This window comes from Streptomyces lucensis JCM 4490 (assembly GCF_014650035.1).
Taxonomy (GTDB): domain Bacteria; phylum Actinomycetota; class Actinomycetes; order Streptomycetales; family Streptomycetaceae; genus Streptomyces; species Streptomyces lucensis.
Genome location: NZ_BMUE01000001.1, coordinates 251,096 through 267,759 on the forward strand (window position 1 = coordinate 251,096; position 16,664 = coordinate 267,759).

Annotated in this window: 12 protein-coding genes; 8 read left to right on the forward strand and 4 right to left on the reverse strand. The window is 75.1% G+C overall.

Annotated elements, in window-relative coordinates; genetic code table 11:
* Positions 1-163: 163 nt before the first annotated feature.
* Entirely contained in the window at positions 164-1,015 is an 852-nt protein-coding gene (locus IE177_RS01110) for an esterase/lipase family protein (protein WP_190012768.1), read from the reverse strand.
* Positions 1,016-1,239: 224 nt separating this feature from the next.
* Between IE177_RS01110 and icmB the strand changes: the two genes are divergently transcribed.
* Entirely contained in the window at positions 1,240-1,662 is a 423-nt protein-coding gene (gene icmB / locus IE177_RS01115) for a coenzyme B12-dependent isobutyryl CoA mutase small subunit (protein WP_190012769.1), read from the forward strand.
* 17 nt (positions 1,663-1,679) lie between these two features.
* Here the strand turns inward: icmB and IE177_RS01120 are convergent, their stop codons facing one another.
* Both IE177_RS01120 and IE177_RS01125 read right to left on the reverse strand, forming a co-directional pair.
* Positions 1,680-3,350 (reverse strand): DUF5691 domain-containing protein, encoded by a 1,671-nt coding sequence (locus IE177_RS01120; RefSeq protein ID WP_190012770.1) that lies wholly within the window; start codon positions 3,348-3,350, stop codon positions 1,680-1,682.
* Between the two features lie 88 nt (positions 3,351-3,438).
* Positions 3,439-4,794, reverse strand: a complete 1,356-nt coding sequence (locus IE177_RS01125; RefSeq protein ID WP_190012771.1) for an SWIM zinc finger family protein — start codon at positions 4,792-4,794, stop codon at positions 3,439-3,441.
* A gap of 132 nt (positions 4,795-4,926) precedes the next feature.
* Here IE177_RS01125 and IE177_RS01130 point away from each other — a divergent pair, with 132 nt between their 5' ends.
* From IE177_RS01130 to sucD, 7 genes are all read left to right on the forward strand, one after another.
* On the forward strand, positions 4,927-6,057 hold the full coding sequence (locus IE177_RS01130; protein ID WP_190012772.1) for an ATP-binding protein: 1,131 nt from the start codon (positions 4,927-4,929) through the stop codon (positions 6,055-6,057).
* Positions 6,054-8,474 (forward strand): DUF5682 family protein, encoded by a 2,421-nt coding sequence (locus IE177_RS01135; protein WP_190012773.1) that lies wholly within the window; start codon positions 6,054-6,056, stop codon positions 8,472-8,474. The genes IE177_RS01130 and IE177_RS01135 overlap by 4 nt, the downstream gene beginning before the upstream one ends.
* The gene (locus IE177_RS01140) at positions 8,471-9,655 is read left to right on the forward strand and encodes a VWA domain-containing protein (RefSeq protein WP_190012774.1); all 1,185 of its coding nucleotides are present in this window, start codon (positions 8,471-8,473) and stop codon (positions 9,653-9,655) included. Before IE177_RS01135 ends, IE177_RS01140 begins: the two co-directional genes overlap by 4 nt.
* 134 nt (positions 9,656-9,789) lie before the next feature.
* Positions 9,790-10,671, forward strand: a complete 882-nt coding sequence (locus IE177_RS01145) for a hypothetical protein (protein ID WP_190012775.1) — start codon at positions 9,790-9,792, stop codon at positions 10,669-10,671.
* 135 nt (positions 10,672-10,806) lie between these two features.
* The gene (locus tag IE177_RS01150; RefSeq protein WP_190012776.1) at positions 10,807-13,026 is read left to right on the forward strand and encodes a hypothetical protein; all 2,220 of its coding nucleotides are present in this window, start codon (positions 10,807-10,809) and stop codon (positions 13,024-13,026) included.
* 438 nt (positions 13,027-13,464) lie between these two features.
* Positions 13,465-14,646: an ADP-forming succinate--CoA ligase subunit beta gene (gene sucC / locus IE177_RS01155; protein ID WP_190012777.1), complete on the forward strand. Its 1,182-nt coding sequence runs from the start codon at positions 13,465-13,467 to the stop codon at positions 14,644-14,646.
* Between the two features lie 28 nt (positions 14,647-14,674).
* Positions 14,675-15,559, forward strand: coding sequence for a succinate--CoA ligase subunit alpha (gene sucD, locus IE177_RS01160; RefSeq protein WP_190012778.1), 885 nt, complete (start codon positions 14,675-14,677; stop codon positions 15,557-15,559).
* Positions 15,560-15,755: 196 nt separating this feature from the next.
* Here sucD and IE177_RS01165 read toward each other — a convergent pair whose 3' ends face one another.
* Complete coding sequence (locus tag IE177_RS01165) at positions 15,756-16,607, reverse strand: RNA polymerase sigma factor (RefSeq protein WP_190013325.1); 852 nt, start codon at positions 16,605-16,607, stop codon at positions 15,756-15,758.
* Positions 16,608-16,664: the final 57 nt, after the last annotated feature.

Genomic DNA, 16,664 nt, shown 5'->3' on the forward strand with positions numbered 1-16,664 from the left:
TTTCGCGTGGGCCCCAAACGGGCAATCGGCCGTGTTTCGGGGGACGCCGGACGCGAGTTTGGCTTTGCGTTCGATGAGTGTTCGATGTCGAACGACGGTGAGTCACCTGTCCGACGGCTGTGCCGCAGGGATTTCGTGATCCGTCCGGCCCCGTCGAGCCCCGTCAGGCCACCGTCAGGCCGCCGGCCGGCCGCTCGGTGGGGTGTGCGATGTCGAGGACCTCGCCTATCCGGGCCGCGACGGCGGGGTGCACCGGCAGGGCGAGGTGCCCGATGCCGGTCACCCGGACGTTGTGGGCGTCCAGGTCGGGGTGGTCCAGGCGGGCCGCCTCCAGCGGGACCATGACATGGTCCAGATCGCTCCAGAAGCTGACGAACCGCGTCCGGCAGCCGGGTGCGGGGCGGGTCAGCTCCTCGATCACCTCGGAGCCCGGCCGCATCTGGCGCACGATGGGGTGCGCGTCGGCCAGCGGCGCCACGCGGGTCCCGGAGTGCGGAGTGCCGAGGGTGACGAGGGTGCGTACCCGCAGGTCACCGCCGAGACACTGCACGTAGTAGCGGGCGATCAGGCCACCGAGACTGTGTCCCACGATGTCGATCCGGTCGCTGTCCGTGCGCGCGCAGACCTCCTCGATGTGCCGGCCCAGCAGTTCGGCGGCAGCGCGTATGTCACAGGTGAGCGGAGAGTAGTTGAGCGACTCGACCCGCTGCCTGCCGTGCTGGACGAGGCTGCGGCGCAGGAGCACGAACACCGAGCGGTTGTCGATGAAGCCGTGCAGCAGCACCACCGGGGGGGCGGGGCGGATCGGCAGCCGGGTGGTGCCGTCGGGGGCCGGCAGGGCGGCGGAGCGGCGTTCCTGGGCGAGCCCCGTCGGATACAGCAGGAGATGACCGGTCAGGATCGCCGCCTCCAGGGCGGTCGCCTTGAGCAGCGCCATGGAGATTCCGGCGAGTCTGCCGGGCCAGACACGGCGGCAGAGCGGGAGGAAGAGTGGCAGTACCCCGGTGACCTTCATGGCCGACCTCCTGTCGGCACGCCGGAGGACGGCTGTGTCCCCCGTGTGCCTTTATGTCCCACCGTGTGATTTCCCCCTCCCCGCGCACCGTAAAACTGCCGCTTGCGGGATGCTGTAGATAACGTTCGTTCACTTCGCGACGGGTGGCGGAACGCGCCAAAAGTGCGGTACTTGTCGTTACGGACGGAAGCGATCGCTTCCGGGGTCGTCTGATGGAGGCAGTGATGGGTGTGGCAGCGGGTCCGATCCGCGTGGTGGTGGCCAAGCCGGGGCTCGACGGCCACGATCGCGGAGCCAAGGTCATCGCGCGGGCCCTGCGCGATGGGGGTATGGAGGTCATCTACACCGGCCTCCACCAGACGCCGGAGCAGATCGTCGACACCGCCATCCAGGAGGACGCCGACGCGATCGGGCTGTCCATCCTCTCCGGTGCGCACAACACCCTGTTCGCCGCGGTCATCGACCTGCTCAGGGAGCGGGACGCGGAGGACATCCTCGTCTTCGGCGGCGGCATCATCCCGGAGGAGGACATCCCGCCGCTGAAGGAGAAGGGCGTCGCCGCGATCTTCACACCCGGGGCGACCACCGCGTCGATCGTGGAATGGGTCCGCGAGAACGTGCGTCAGCCGGCGGCCTCCGGGGGCTGAACCGGCGCGCCCGGGAGCTAAGCGGGCGGAGCGGCGCCCAGTTCGGCCGTCATCTCCGCCCGCAGGCGCAGGGTGACGGCCAGTCGCTGGAACGCCTCCGCCCAGTACCCGCCGGCCCCCGGCGCCGCGTCCTCCCGCTCGTCGGGCACCGCCAGCAGCGCCTCCAGCCGGGTGGCCTCCACCGGATCCAGGCAGCGCTCCGCCAGTCCCATCACCCCGCTGAAGCTCCACGGGTAACTGCCCGCGTCACGCGCGATGTTCAGGGCGTCCACGACCGCCCGGCCCAGCGGCGGGGCCCACGGGACCGCGCACACGCCGAGCAGCTGGAACGCCTCCGACAGACCGTGGGTCGCGATGAATCCGGCCACCCAGCCGGCCCGTTCGGCCGGCTCCAGCGTGGCCAGCAGCTTCGCGCGTTCCGCCAGGGACACCGCCCCGGGGCCACCGGCCTCCGGCGCCGACGGCGAGCCGAGCAGCGCCCGCGACCACTCGGCGTTCCCCTGCCGAACCGCCGCCCGGCACCAGGCCGCGTGCAGTTCGCCCTGCCAGTCGTCCGCCACCGGCAGCGCCACGATCTCCCGCGCCGTCCGTCCGCCGAGCCGCTCCGGCCAGACACCGAGCGGCGCCGCCTCGGCCAGCTGACCGAGCCACCAGGAGCGTTCCCCCCGCCCCGCGGGCGGTGCGGCCACCACCCCGTCGCGCTCCATGCCGGAGTCGCACTCGAGCGGCGCCTCCACCACGATCACCGGCGCGTCCCCCATGCGGTCGAGGGCCACGCACGCGGCGGCCCGTACGGCCATGCGCGCTGCGAGCGCCGAATCCGGCAGGGCCGACAGCAACTCCGCCGCGGTCGTACGGACGTTGCGACTGCGGTCACCCAACGCCTGTTCCAGGAACGGTTCGTCGTCGGCCGACAGACCCGCACGCAGCGAGTCGAGGAACATCAGCCGGTCCTCCGCCCGTTCCGCCGCCCAGGTCGAGGCCAGCAGGTCACGCGCCAGCGCGGGCGTACGGGAGCGCAGCGAGCCCAGCAGGGCCACCCGTTCGGCGAACAGCCCCTCCCGCCACAGCCGGCCCACCGCCTCGGCGTCCCCCGCGTCGGGCAGCGCCGAGCCGCCTCCGGGGGCCGCGCGCAGGACGAAACGCCAGTCAGGGTTCAGGCGGGCCAGCCACAGGGCCCGCGGGCCCGCGAAGGCCAGCGCCGCCGGGCGCAGGTCCGTACGGCCCCGGGCCGCGTCCAGCAGCGCGGGCAGGGTGTGGGAGGGCGCCGCGTACCCGTGCGTGTTGGCAGCCGCCAGCCACTGCGGGAGCAGTTCCATGAGGTCCGGCGAGCTGCCCCGCCGGCCCCCGGACGTGCCGCCGGAACGGTCGGCGAGCAGCGTCGCGAGTCTGCGTGCCGCCGCCGCGGGCAGCGCCGGGCGAGGGTCCTCCGGGGCGCGCTCCGGCCGCCGGGCCGCCCGCGCCGGCCGCAGCCCGGCCCGCCGCCGCACGGTCGCGACGGCGGCCGCGTCCAGCAGCGCGACGGGGGCCGGACGGCCGGGCGCCCCGGAAGCCGGCGGGCGCCGGTCGGTGCCCAGCAGGGCGGTGGTGACCAGGTCCTCCCAGGAGGCCGAGGAAGGCGCCGAGGAGCTCTCCGCGGGCGTCGGGACCGGGTTCCCGGGAGGCGTCGCGGCCGGTGTCGCGGTCATGACCTGCCCTTCCGAGGGGAATGCCCGAACGGCCCTGTGCCGTCGTCGGGTTGCCGGGAACTTCCGGCGGCGTGGTGGTACGGGCGGGTCAGCACAGGGCCACCGCCTCGCCCGGACCTTCCGGCCAGGCCGTGAGCGGGGTGAAGCCGCGGTGGCCGCACTCGCCGAAGACCTTCACCGGCGCGCCGCCGGACAGGGCGACCAGCCGCCACAGACCGGGCCGGGAGCGCGCGGCACGGGACAGCGGCAGGGCCGAGTCCGTGTCGGCGTCCGCCAGCTGCCACACGTCGCCGTCCGGAACCGGTGTCACCCGGTCCAGGGTCACCGGGACCGACTCCAGCCAGGGATCGTCGCGCAGCGCCTCGCCGTACCGCGCCACCGCCTCGGCCGTGCCCATGCCGGGGGGCCGGAACGCCGCCGGTGCGGGCGCCGCGAACCGTTCCCCGAGGGCGGCCCGTGACCGCCCGGCGCCCGGATATCCGGACAGTTCCGCGTCCAGGGCCAGACCGACCGGCAGGGACTGCTCGGGTGCCCGGCCGGCCGCGCCGTACGAGAGCAGCAGTCTGGTGTGGCCCGACCGCGCGCCGTGCAGCCATATCCGGCGCGTCGTCAGTTTCGCGTCCGGCGTGTCGTACTGGGCGAGGACCAGCCAGCGGTCGCGCACCGGCGCGCCGTCGGCCGAGGCGGGCAGACCGACCCGGGAGCGGACCGTCGCGGCGAGCGCGTCCGGCAGCAGGTCCCGGCGCAGCCAGCCCTGGTCGAGCAGGTGCAGCAGGGCGCACTCCTCCAGCAGTCGGGACGGCCAGCCCGCGCCCGACGCCGGGATCGCCCCCAGCTCCCGCACCCGGGCGGCCAGTCCCGGGGCCTGCGCGTCGACCATGCGGGCCGCCGTCTCGTCCCACAGGCCGTACCCCGCCTGCCCGGCCGCGGCCAGGCCGGCGCGCAGCAGGTCGGCCAGGCGCTGCTCCAGCTCCGTCGCGCCCGCCGTGACCCGCCCGGCCCGCCGCTCGGCCCGCCGCCGCGCCCCCTCCGGATCGGCGGACCCGGCGGCGGAGCCCCCCTCGGCCTGAGCCCGCCTGCCCTCCGCGCGCCTGCGTCTGTCCGCGAGCCACTGCCCGGCCCAGTCCGGCGGCCGCGCGGACACGGGCACCGAGCCGTCGCCGCCCGCCCAGAGCAGGAGCAGGCCGAGCGCGTGCTTGCACGGGAACTTACGGCTCGGGCAACTGCACTTGTACGCCGCCCCGTCCGCACCGGCGAGGTCCACCACCGTCCGGTACGGCCTGCTGCCGCTGCCCTTGCACAGCCCCCACACCGTCCCCTCCGCGCTCCCCGCCTCGGACCACGGCCCGGCGGTGCCGAGCCGGCCTCCCGCCTTGCGTGACGCGGCGTCAGGCGCCAGTGCCAGCACCTGGTCCGCGGTCCAGCGCACCCCCTGCTCAGTCATGCCACCGACGGTAGGCGCCCCCACTGACAATCGGCCCGGCGAGCGCGTGTCCACAGGTCGGAGCGATTGTCAGTGGCGTGGTGCACGGTGGATGCCAGATCCGAACCGGCCGAGCTGGAGGGGGCCCCAGCCATGTCTGTGTCCGCGCAACCGACGACCGCCGCACCGAACCGCGACGGGAGCGCGCAGACGTTGCGGCCGCACGCCGAGCACGCGTTCGCCGCCGAACTCGCCGCGCTCGCCGCGCAGGACGACCGCCCGCGCCCGGCCCGCTGGAAGCTGTCCCCGTGGGCGGTCGCGACCTACCTGCTCGGCGGTACCCTGCCGGACGGCACGGTGATCAGTCCCAAGTACGTGGGCCCGCGAAGGATCGTCGAGGTCGCCGTCACGACGCTGGCCACCGACCGCGCACTGCTCCTGCTCGGTGTGCCCGGCACCGCCAAGACCTGGGTGTCGGAGCATCTGGCGGCCGCCGTCAGCGGCGACTCGACCCTGCTGGTGCAGGGCACCGCCGGCACGCCGGAGGAGGCGATCCGGTACGGCTGGAACTACGCGCGGCTGCTCGCGCACGGCCCGAGCCGCGACGCCCTCGTGCCCAGCCCCGTCATGCGGGCCATGGCCGAGGGCATGACGGCCCGCGTGGAGGAGCTGACCCGCATCCCGGCCGACGTGCAGGACACGCTGATCACGATCCTGTCGGAGAAGACCCTGCCGATCCCGGAGCTGGGCGAGGAGGTCCAGGCGGTGCGCGGCTTCAACCTCATCGCCACCGCCAACGACCGCGACCGGGGTGTCAACGACCTCTCCAGCGCCCTGCGCCGCCGCTTCAACACCGTCGTGCTGCCCCTGCCGGAGAGCCCCGAGGCCGAGGTCGACATCGTCACGCGCCGCGTCGAGCAGATCGGCCGCTCCCTCGACCTGCCGGCCGCGCCCGACGGCATCGAGGAGATCCGCCGGGTCGTGACCGTCTTCCGCGAGCTGCGCGACGGCATCACCGCCGACGGGCGCACGAAGCTGAAGTCGCCCAGCGGCACCCTGTCCACGGCGGAGGCGATCTCCGTCGTCACAGGGGGCCTCGCGCTCGCCGCACACTTCGGCGACGGGGTGCTGCGGCCCGGGGACGTCGCCGCCGGCATCCTCGGCGCCGTCGTGCGCGACCCGGCGGCCGACCGGGTGGTCTGGCAGGAGTACCTGGAGGCCGTCGTCCGCGAGCGGGAGGGCTGGACGGACTTCTACCGCGCCTGCCGGGAGGTGAGCGCGTGACCGGCGCCGGCCGGAGCCCGGCGCGTGACTCCGGGCCGCTGCTGCTCGGCGTACGGCACCACGGGCCCGGCTCCGCGCGCGCGGTGCGGGCCGCGCTGGACGCCGCCCGGCCCGCCGTCGTCCTCGTCGAGGGCCCGCCCGAGGCCGACGCGCTGATCCCGCTGGCCGCCGACCCGGACCTGCGGCCCCCGGTGGCCCTGCTCGCCCACGCCGTCGACGAGCCCGGCCGCTCGGCCTTCTGGCCCCTCGCCGAGTTCAGCCCCGAGTGGGTGGCCATCCGCTGGGCCCTGGAACACGGCACACCGGCCCGCTTCATCGACCTGCCGGCCACGCACACGCTCGCCTGGCAGGAGCGGGAGGAGCGCGAGGAGCGGGAGGAACCGCCCGCGGACGGGTCCGGACCGACCGACGGGCCGCGGCCGACCGACGGGCCGGGGGCCACCGACGGGGAGCAGGTCCGTGTCGATCCGCTCGCCGCGCTCGCCGAGGCCGCCGGGTACGACGATCCCGAGCGATGGTGGGAGGACGTCGTCGAACACCGGGGGCCGGGCGAGCAGGATCCCTTCGCACCGTTCGCCGCGGTGGCGGATGCCATGGCCGCGCTGCGCGAAGGATCCGGCACCGGCGGGCACGCCCGGGACGCCGTCCGGGAGGCGCACATGCGGCTCCGGCTGCGCGACGCGCGCAAGGAGTTCGGAGACGCGGTGGCCGTGGTCTGCGGGGCCTGGCACGTGCCCGCGCTGCGCGAGAGGACCACCGTCACCGCCGACCGGGCGCTGCTGCGGGGACTGCCCAGGACCAGGGCGGACCTGACCTGGGTGCCGTGGACGCACCGCCGGCTGGCCCGGGCCGGCGGATACGGTGCGGGCATCGACTCGCCGGGCTGGTACGGGCATCTGTTCCGTACTCCCGACCGGCCGGTCGAGCGCTGGCTCACCAAGGTGGCCGGACTGCTGCGCGAGGAGGACCGGATCGTGTCGTCCGCGCACGTCATCGAGGCCGTACGGCTCGCGGAGACGCTGGCGGCGATGCGCGGCCGCCCGCTGCCCGGACTCGGCGAGACCACCGACGCGGTGCGCGCGGTGATGTGCGACGGCTCGGACGTACCGCTGGCGCTGGTCCACGACCGGCTGGTGGTCGGGGACGTCCTGGGCGAGGTCCCGGAGTCCGCCCCCGCCGTACCCCTGCAGCGCGACCTGGCCCGGCAGCAGCGTTCGCTGCGGCTCAGGCCGGAGGCCCCGGAGCGGGACCTGGAGCTGGACCTGCGCGGGGACACCGACGCGGGGCGCAGCAGGCTGCTGCACCGGCTGCGGCTGCTCGGCGTCGGCTGGGGCGAGCCGGCCCGCTCGCGGGGGAGCACGGGCACGTTCCGGGAGACCTGGCGGCTGCGCTGGGAGCCGGAGCTGTCGGTACGGGTCGCCGAGGCCGGTGTGTGGGGGACGACCGTGCTCGCCGCGGCACGGGCCAGGGCCGAGGCGGACGCGACCGCCGCGGGGACCCTCGCCGAGGTCACCGCGCTCGCCGAGCAGTGCCTGCTGGCCGGCCTGCCGGACGCCCTGCCCGTGGTCATGCGGGCGCTCGCCGACCGGGCGGCTCTCGACACGGACGTCGGCCACCTCGCCCAGGCCCTGCCCGCACTGGTGCGCTCGCTGCGCTACGGCGACGTGCGGGGCACGGACACCGGCGCCCTGGCCGGCGTGGCGGCGGGCCTCGCCGAGCGGATCTTCGTCGGCCTCCCGCCGGCCTGCGCCGGTCTGGACGCGGACGCGGCGCAGGAGATGCGCGGGCACGTCGACGCCGTGCACACGGCCGTGGCACTCCTGGTGGAGACCCCGTCCGCGCCCTCCTCCGCCGGGCACGGCGACCTGCGAGCCCGCTGGCGCTCCGTACTGCGGAACCTGTCGGCGCGGGACACCGCGCCCGGCGTCGTCCGGGGGCGGGCCGTACGGCTGCTGCTGGACGAGGGCGAGCTGGCCGCCGGGGAGGCGGCACGGCTGATGGGGCTCGCGCTGTCGCCCGGGACACCACCCGCCGACGCGGCCGCCTGGATCGAGGGCTTCGTCGGCGGCGGGGGCGGCCTGCTGCTGGTGCACGACGAACGGCTGCTCGGCCTGGTCGACGCCTGGCTGACCGCGGTGGCCCCGGAGGGGTTCACGGACGTACTTCCCCTGCTGCGGCGCACGTTCTCGGCGTACGAGCCCGGAGTGCGCAGAACCCTCGGCGAACTCGTGCGGCGCGGGCCGGGCGGCACCGACGGCCCGGCCGGCCAGGCGTCCGGCACGCCCGGCTTCGCCGCCGACCCGGACCCCGTGCGCGCCGACGCCGTGCTGCCGGTGCTGCGGCTGCTGCTCGGCCCGGACGCCGGACGGCACCACGAGACGACCGACGACAACCGCCTCGCGGGGGTGGGCTCATGACGACCGAAGAAGTGCCCGGGACAGCCGGCGGCGACGACCCGGCCCGGGAGCGGCTGCGGCGCTGGCGGCTGGTGCTCGGCGGAGACCAGGCCGACGGCACCGGGTGCGCGCTGTCCGGCCGTGACGCGGCGATGGACGGCACACTGGCCGCGCTCTACGGCAAGGGGGACGGACCGCAGACCGGACGGGACCGTTCGGCGGGCCTCGGCGCCTCGGCGCCGTCCGTCGCCCGCTGGCTCGGGGACATCCGCACCTACTTCCCGTCCTCCGTCGTCCAGGTCATGCAGCGCGACGCCATCGACCGGCTCGGGCTCTCCGCCCTGCTGCTGGAACCGGAGATGCTGGAGGCGGTCGAGGCGGACGTGCACCTGGTGGGCACCCTGCTCTCGCTCAACAAGGCGATGCCGGAGACGACCCGGGAGACGGCACGCGCGGTCGTGCGCAAGGTGGTCGAGGAGCTGGAGAAGCGGCTGGCGACGCGGACCCGGGCCACCCTCACCGGCGCCCTGGACCGCACCGCGCGCATCAACCGCCCGCGCCACCAGGACATCGACTGGAACCGCACCATCGCGGCCAACCTCAAGCACTACCTGCCCGAACACCGCACGGTCGTACCGGAACGGCTCATCGGATACGGGCGGGCCGCGCGGTCGGTGAGGAAGGACGTCGTCCTGTGCATCGACCAGTCCGGGTCGATGGCCGCGTCCGTGGTGTACGCCTCCGTGTTCGGTGCGGTCCTCGCCTCCATGCGGTCGGTCAGCACCCGGCTGGTCGTCTTCGACACCGCGGTGGCCGACCTCACCGACCAGCTGGACGACCCGGTCGACGTCCTCTTCGGCACCCGGCTCGGCGGCGGCACGGACATCAACCGGGCGCTCGCCTACTGCCAGTCGCGGATCACCCGGCCCGCGGAGACCGTGGTCGTGCTGATCAGCGACCTCTACGAAGGCGGCATACGCGACGAGATGCTCAAGCGTGTCGCGGCGATGAAGGCGTCCGGGGTGCAGTTCGTGGCGTTGCTCGCCCTGTCGGACGAGGGAGCCCCCGCGTACGACCGGCAGCACGCGGCGGCGCTCGCCGCGCTCGGCGCCCCGGCGTTCGCCTGTACGCCCGACCTGTTTCCCGAGGTGATGGCGGCCGCGCTCGAGAAGCGGCCGTTGCCGATACCGGACACCGTGTGACACCGGGCGGGGAAACGAGCGAACGCAAAGGGGACATGACTACCCATCGGTAACCGGGGGCTTGCGCAGCCTCGGGCCTGCCGTGCGAGGATCGGCGGCGCCCGTGCCGCGCCGACCCGAGGACGTACCCCTCCTTGATCCTCCCAGCCGCCCCCTTCGGTGCCGCCGTACGCGTGCTGCGTACGGCGGCCGGGCGGCGTGCTCTCCAACTGGCGCTGCTGGTGGGCGGCTTGTTCGTGCTCGGTTTCCTCTGCGGGGAACAGGCGCACGCGGCCGACCGGACACCGGCGGCGGCGACCGCCACGGCGACGGCGACGGACACCGCCTCCGCGCCGCGTCCGCCGGCCGGGCACCTCCCGCGGCGCCCCGCCGGCAGGCAAGCGGCTCCGGCCGGAACGCCGCGTGCGGTCCGGTCGCTGCGTGAGGGGCCTGTGGCACCCGTGGCCCGTGTGGTGCGCACCGTCGCCGAGCGGGTCGTCGCACCCGTGCGGCAGGTGGCGACCACGGCCTCCGGCCCCGTCGGCGAGGCGCGTGGGACGGCACCCTCACTGCCCCTGCCGGACGTCACCCGGCTGCCGGACCTGCCCGGCAGCCCGCCCGCGCACCGGGACAAGCCCGCACCCGGGTCGCGGAGCGACGCCGGTCACGCGGCGCGGACGCCGGCCGGGCAACGGCAGGCCGGCACCGGGACCGGTACCGCGGTCACCGGACCGGCGCCGGTCACGGCGTACGGACCCGAGACGCACCCTGCCCCATGGCAGCCGGCGCACGACGTCGCACACCACGCCGCCCCGTCCGCCGAGGCGGGTTCCGGCCTGCCCGCCCCCACCGGAGGCCCGGGGGGCGCGCCCGGCAGGCAGGCGGCGGTCGACGGCACCGCCTTCCCCCACGGTGACGCACCGGCCGTCACCCTCGCCGACCGGGCGCCGCTGCGGCTCGCGCCCGGCGCCAGGGCGCGCGTCGACGCGCCCGGGACCCGGGAACGGCACCGGGACATCCCGGTCTTCCCCGGCTAGGCCGCACGGCCGACCTCCCCGCCACGGACCTGTCGCGCGGGGGCGGAACAGGTCTGCCCGCCCGTCCGGCTCTCCCGCCGGCTTCCGGCGCCCCGGACGGAACCCCCTAGCCGTTTCCAAGGACTTGACGCACACATGAACAAGAACATCCGCCGCTCCATCGTCATAGCCGCCGGTGTCACCGGCGCGTGGGCGCTCGGCTCGGCCGCCGCGAGCGCCGACGAACTCCCGGCCACTTCCCTGTCCCTGCCGGACACCGGCAGCGGCCTCACCGGCACGCTCACCGACACGGCCGACGGCGTCGCCGCCGACGCGCCGGATGCCGTCACCGACCCGACCGGCAAGGCGTCCCCGGCCGTCGAGGACGCCACGGCCGGGGCCACCCGGCAGGCGCGGGCCGCCACCGGCAGCGTCCCGGCATCCCTCGGCCGGGCCCGCCCGGGCCGCGTCGACGCCCGGACCCCTGCCGCCGAGGGGCCCGAGGGCGCCCGCGGCGTCGAGCGCCCGGGGACCGAGGGCGCCGAGCAGGCCCGGACCCCGGCGGTCCTGACCCCGGCGCACGACCGGACGGAGGGCGCACGGCTCACCGCCCGCACCACCGCCGGGGTCACGGCGACCTCCCGAACGGCCCACGCCACCGCCGAGGACGGGATCGACTACCTCTTCGGCCCCCTGTCCTCCTTCGCCCCCGAGGTGGAGGAGGCCCTGGCCGCCGCCCGGACCCGGCTCCAGGCCACCCACTCGGCCGCACGCACCCGGGCCGGGAGGGCCGACGGGGCCGTACGCGCGGCCGCTGGGCAGACCGTCGCGGCCGCGCCGGGGCTGACCGGGCAAGCGGTGGCTCGGGCCCAGGGCCGGTCCGCCGAGGCGGTCGGCGCCGCGAGCACCGACGTGTCGCGCACCGCCGGTGCGGCAGAGGCCTCCGTCGCCGCCGTACCCGCGCACGTCACCGGCACGGTGGCGGGGGCCGGGCAGCGGGTCGTCGGCTCGGTGGGGGCGGTCCCGGGCGTGGTCGCGCCGACGGCGGACGCGGTGGAGTCCGCCGCGGTGCCACCGGTGGCCTCCGCCGCCGTGCACGGAGCCGTACCGGTCGCGAGGGACGCGGCGGCGGGCGTCGTCCCCACGGCGCACCGCGCGGTGACGGGCGCGCACGGCACGGCCGCGGACGCCGTCGGCGGAGTGCGGTGGACGGCCGGCGAGGCCGTGCCCGGCGTGTACGGAAGCGCCACCGGCGCCGCGGCCGGGGTGCACGGGACCGCCCGGAGCGCCGTCGCCGGCGTGCACGCGACGGCCACCGCTGCCGTGACCGGCCTGCACGGCGCGGCCACGGGCGCCGTCTCCGAGGTGTACGGAACCGCCACCGGGGCCGTGGCCGACGCGTACGGCGTGGCACGGGACGCGGACGGCGGGGTGCGGGGCGTGGCGGCGTACGCGCACACCGGGGCCGGCGGTGCCGTCCAGCGGGCCCAGGACGACGTGCACGCCGTGGGCGCGGACACGTGGGCCGGTGGACACGCGACGGCCGCGGGGACCGTCCACGGCGCGCACGGCGTGACCGCGGGCGCCGTGGATGACGTGCGGCAGGTCGCCGGAGGGTTCCTGAGGGACGGGACGGCGTACGCCTCCGGCCTGGCCGGGCGGACCGGCCGGGACACCACGGACGCGGTGCTGCCGCCGGTGGCGGGCGCCGCCGTGCGCGGAATCGTGCCGGTCGCCGGGCAGGCCGTCGCGGACACGGAGGTGCTGGCGCACGGCGTCGCCGGTGACGTCCGGCCCTTCGCGGACGGGGCCGTCGGTGCCGTACCGCCCCTCGCCCACGGTGTGACCGGCCGGACCGGCGTCTTCGCCGAGGGCGTGGCGGAGCAGGTGCCGCCGTTCGCCGCCGGCGTCACGGGCACGGTGAGGCCGGCCGCGCAGGCCGTCACGGGCGCGGTCCAGCCGGCCGCGCAGGTGGTCACCGGCACCGCCGGACAGGTCGTGGACGCTGTCGCCGGGGCGGTGCGGCCGGTCGCCGGGACCGCCGCCGGCACCGTCGGGCCGGTCGCGGACGGCGTCACGTCGGCCGTGCGGACGGTGGCCGGGGGCGCCGCCGGGAGCGCGAGCGGCCTGGCCCGCGGCGTGGCCGGTGCGGCCGGGCCGTACGCGGGCGGGGTCGCCGGCGAGACCGCGCCCGCCGCCGGACGGGCCGGGGCCTTCGCGGACGGCGTCGACGACACGGCCCGCGGGACGGGCGGCCCGCTGGCCGGGCACGCGGTGAGCGGCGCCGCGGGAGTCGCCCGTGCGGCCGTGCCCACCCACCACCAGGACCCGTACGGCGTGCACGGCGCGGCGCGGGGCATGGGATACCGGGGCTGAGCGCCCCCGTTCGCTCCGCGGAGTGACCGGACCCGGACGGCCGAACGCCATCGGACCGTCCGGCCGGAGCCCCGCGGGAAGGGGCGGCTGGTCCCCATTGGGGTGGGGATCAGCCGCCCCGGCTCCCCTCCGAGGGGGCCGCCAAGGAGGCCTCACCGGGTCAACCCCAGCCCGGTGAGGCCTCGCACATCGGCCGTAGCCGCCTCATACATCGGCACGCCGTGCCAGCTATCCCGGCATCATGTGACAGGTATCACCGCTCAGGTGTGACCCTCGATTTAGGGCACCCCCGCAAGCGGCGATAACCTGCGAGACGGACATGCCGCGCGCTCGGACACCGTGTGCGCTTCCCTTGTGACAGAGCGGACGTCACGTTGCCCTTCGCGGCACGCCCACGCATCCAACGAACCGCGAGATCACTGATAGGGACGGAAGCGCGTGGACCTGTTCGAGTACCAGGCGAGGGACCTCTTCGCCAAGCACGATGTACCGGTGCTGGCCGGTGAAGTCATCGACACGCCTGAGGCGGCGCGCGAGATCACCGAGCGGCTGGGCGGCAAGTCCGTCGTCAAGGCGCAGGTGAAGGTCGGTGGTCGCGGCAAGGCCGGTGGCGTCAAGCTGGCCGCCTCCGCGGACGAGGCCGTCGCCCGGGCGACGGACATCCTCGGCATGGACATCAAGGGCCACACGGTCCACAAGGTCATGATCGCCGAGACCGCTCCGGAGATCGTCGAGGAGTACTACGTCTCCTTCCTCCTCGACCGTGCCAACCGGACCTTCCTCTCCATCGCCTCCGTCGAGGGCGGCATGGAGATCGAGGAGGTGGCGGCCACCCGTCCGGAGGCCGTCGCCAAGATCGCGATCGACGCCATCGACGGCGTGGACGAGGCCAAGGCCCGTGAGATCGTCGAGGCCGCCAGGTTCCCGGCCGAGGTCGCGGACAAGGTCGTCAACGTCCTGATCAAGCTGTGGGACACCTTCATCAAGTCGGACGCCCTCCTGGTCGAGGTCAACCCGCTGGCGAAGGTCGCCTCCGGCGAGGTCATCGCCCTCGACGGCAAGGTGTCGCTCGACGAGAACGCCGAGTTCCGCCACCCCGAGTACGAAGAGCTCCACGACAAGGACGCGGCCAACCCGCTCGAGGCCGCCGCCAAGGCGAAGGGCCTCAACTACGTCAAGCTCGAGGGCGAGGTCGGCATCATCGGCAACGGCGCGGGTCTCGTCATGAGCACCCTGGACGTCGTCGCCTACGCCGGTGAGAACCACGGCAACGTCAAGCCCGCCAACTTCCTGGACATCGGCGGTGGCGCCTCCGCCCAGGTGATGGCGAACGGCCTGGAGATCATCCTCGGCGACCCCGACGTCAAGTCGGTCTTCGTCAACGTCTTCGGCGGCATCACCGCCTGCGACGAGGTCGCCAACGGCATCGTGCAGGCCCTGAAGCTCCTCGAGGACCGCGGCGAGAACGTCAGCAAGCCGCTCGTCGTCCGTCTGGACGGCAACAACGCCGAGCTCGGCCGGCAGATCCTCACCGACGCCAACCACCCGCTGGTGCAGCGCGTCGACACCATGGACGGCGCGGCCGACAAGGCCGCCGAGCTGGCCCACGCCGCCAAGTAAGCACTCAGGACGAGGACACCAACACACCATGGCTATCTGGCTCAACAAGGACAGCAAGGTCATCGTCCAGGGCATGACCGGCTCCACGGGCATGAAGCACACCAAGCTCATGCTCGGTGACGGCACCAACGTCGTGGGCGGCGTGAACCCGCGCAAGGCGGGTCAGACCGTGGACTTCGACGGCACCGAGGTACCCGTCTTCGGCACCGTCCAGGAGGCCATCGAGAAGACCGGCGCCAACGTCTCCGTCATCTTCGTGCCGGAGAAGTTCACCAAGGACGCGGTCGTCGAGGCCATCGACGCAGAGATCCCGCTGGCCGTCGTGATCACCGAGGGCATCGCCGTGCACGACACGGCCGCCTTCTGGGCGTACGCCGGCAAGAAGGGCAACAAGACCCGCATCATCGGCCCGAACTGTCCCGGCATCATCACCCCGGGCCAGTCGAACGTCGGCATCATCCCGGGCGACATCACCAAGCCGGGCCGCATCGGCCTGGTCTCGAAGTCCGGCACGCTGACGTACCAGATGATGTACGAGCTGCGTGACATCGGCTTCTCGACGGCCGTCGGCATCGGTGGCGACCCGATCATCGGCACCACGCACATCGACGCCCTCGCCGCGTTCCAGAACGACCCCGACACCGACCTGATCGTGATGATCGGTGAGATCGGTGGCGACGCGGAGGAGCGTGCCGCGGCGTTCATCAAGGAGAACGTGACCAAGCCGGTCGTCGGCTACGTCGCGGGCTTCACCGCGCCCGAGGGCAAGACGATGGGCCACGCCGGTGCCATCGTCTCCGGTTCGTCCGGTACCGCCCAGGCGAAGAAGGAGGCCCTCGAGGCCGCCGGCGTCAAGGTCGGCAAGACGCCGACCGAGACGGCGAAGCTGGCGCGGGAGATCCTGAGCGCCTGAGGCTTGCCGCCGGTAGGCCCGTCCCCTTGGCCGGGGCGGGCCTACCGGCTTTTTCGCTCGCCACGCCGGTGGGTGCCGCCGCGCCCACCCGTGCCGCCCCAGCGGCACGACTGCCCGCGGCGGCGGTGGGTTGCCGCGCCCACCCGTGCCGCCCCAGCGGCACGACTGCCCGCGGCTGGGCTACGGCTGTGCGCGGCTACCGTGTTTCCGGAACGAGTCTTTCCGGGCCGCTCGTGTCCGCCTGGTGCAGCTTGGTGCGGAGGGCCTGTTCCTCGCGGGACAGCGGGCCCAGCGCCGCTGGAGGGGGGACGCCCCGTACCGCCTGGGCCGGTGCGATCGGGGCCTCGTAGCGGGTGGGCGCCGTCTGCAGGGTCAGCGCCGTCGCACCGATGATCGCCACGGTGAACGCGATGGCCGCATGGGTCCAGAAGACGTTCCGGCGTTCTCCGTCGGTGCGTACCGCCGGCGGCCTCGACGCGCGCAGCCGCTCCGTCGAGCCCAGTACGAGCAGCCGGCGGTGGAGTTCCGCGGGATCGGCCAGTTCCGGCATGTGCGCGGCCAGCGCCTCGCGGGCGCGGATCAGCCGGCCGGCGGTGGCCGGTGTGCTCGCCTCGGTCTCCGCCGCCGTCTCCGGCAGGTCGAGGCCCACGCCGTCGTAGAGGACGAGCGTGCGCCGGTACGCCGGAGGGAGGTCGAGCAGGGCGTGCAGCAGGGCGCGGTCGGCCGGGTCGGCCGGCGGCGGCTCGGGGGACCGGTACCGGGGGCGGAAGCGGTGCCAGGGGGAGAGCGCCAGGTCGTACGCGACCGCCCGCACCCAGCCGCCCGGGTCGCGGTCCCGGGCGACCTCCGGCCAGCGCTGCCAGGCCAGTTGGAAGGCCCGCTCCACGGCCTCGCGGGCCAGCTCCCGGCGTCCGGTGAGCAGGTAGGTCTGCCGTACGAGGGCGGGGGCGCAGAACGCGTACAGCGCGTCGAAGGCCTGAGCGGGCGTCAGCCGCTGAGATGTCGTCACCGTGCACCCTTCTGTACGAAAAAGAACATAAACATATATTGAGCGACACTTCGGGGGTTCGCCCGTTACGACGGGAAAGCGCGTGTCGTTGGGAGC

Bases quoted from the DNA above. Each gene is read 5' to 3' on its own strand.
- IE177_RS01120 (WP_190012770.1), bottom strand. From the start codon at position 3,350: ATGACCGCGACACCGGCCGCGACGCCTCCCGGGAACCCGGTCCCGACG.
- sucD (WP_190012778.1), top strand. From the start codon at position 14,675: ATGGCTATCTGGCTCAACAAGGACAGCAAGGTCATCGTCCAGGGCATG.
- IE177_RS01130 (WP_190012772.1), top strand. From the start codon at position 4,927: ATGTCTGTGTCCGCGCAACCGACGACCGCCGCACCGAACCGCGACGGG.
- IE177_RS01125 (WP_190012771.1), bottom strand. From the start codon at position 4,794: ATGACTGAGCAGGGGGTGCGCTGGACCGCGGACCAGGTGCTGGCACTG.
- IE177_RS01140 (WP_190012774.1), top strand. From the start codon at position 8,471: ATGACGACCGAAGAAGTGCCCGGGACAGCCGGCGGCGACGACCCGGCC.
- IE177_RS01150 (WP_190012776.1), top strand. From the start codon at position 10,807: ATGAACAAGAACATCCGCCGCTCCATCGTCATAGCCGCCGGTGTCACC.
- IE177_RS01110 (WP_190012768.1), bottom strand. From the start codon at position 1,015: ATGAAGGTCACCGGGGTACTGCCACTCTTCCTCCCGCTCTGCCGCCGT.
- icmB (WP_190012769.1), top strand. From the start codon at position 1,240: ATGGGTGTGGCAGCGGGTCCGATCCGCGTGGTGGTGGCCAAGCCGGGG.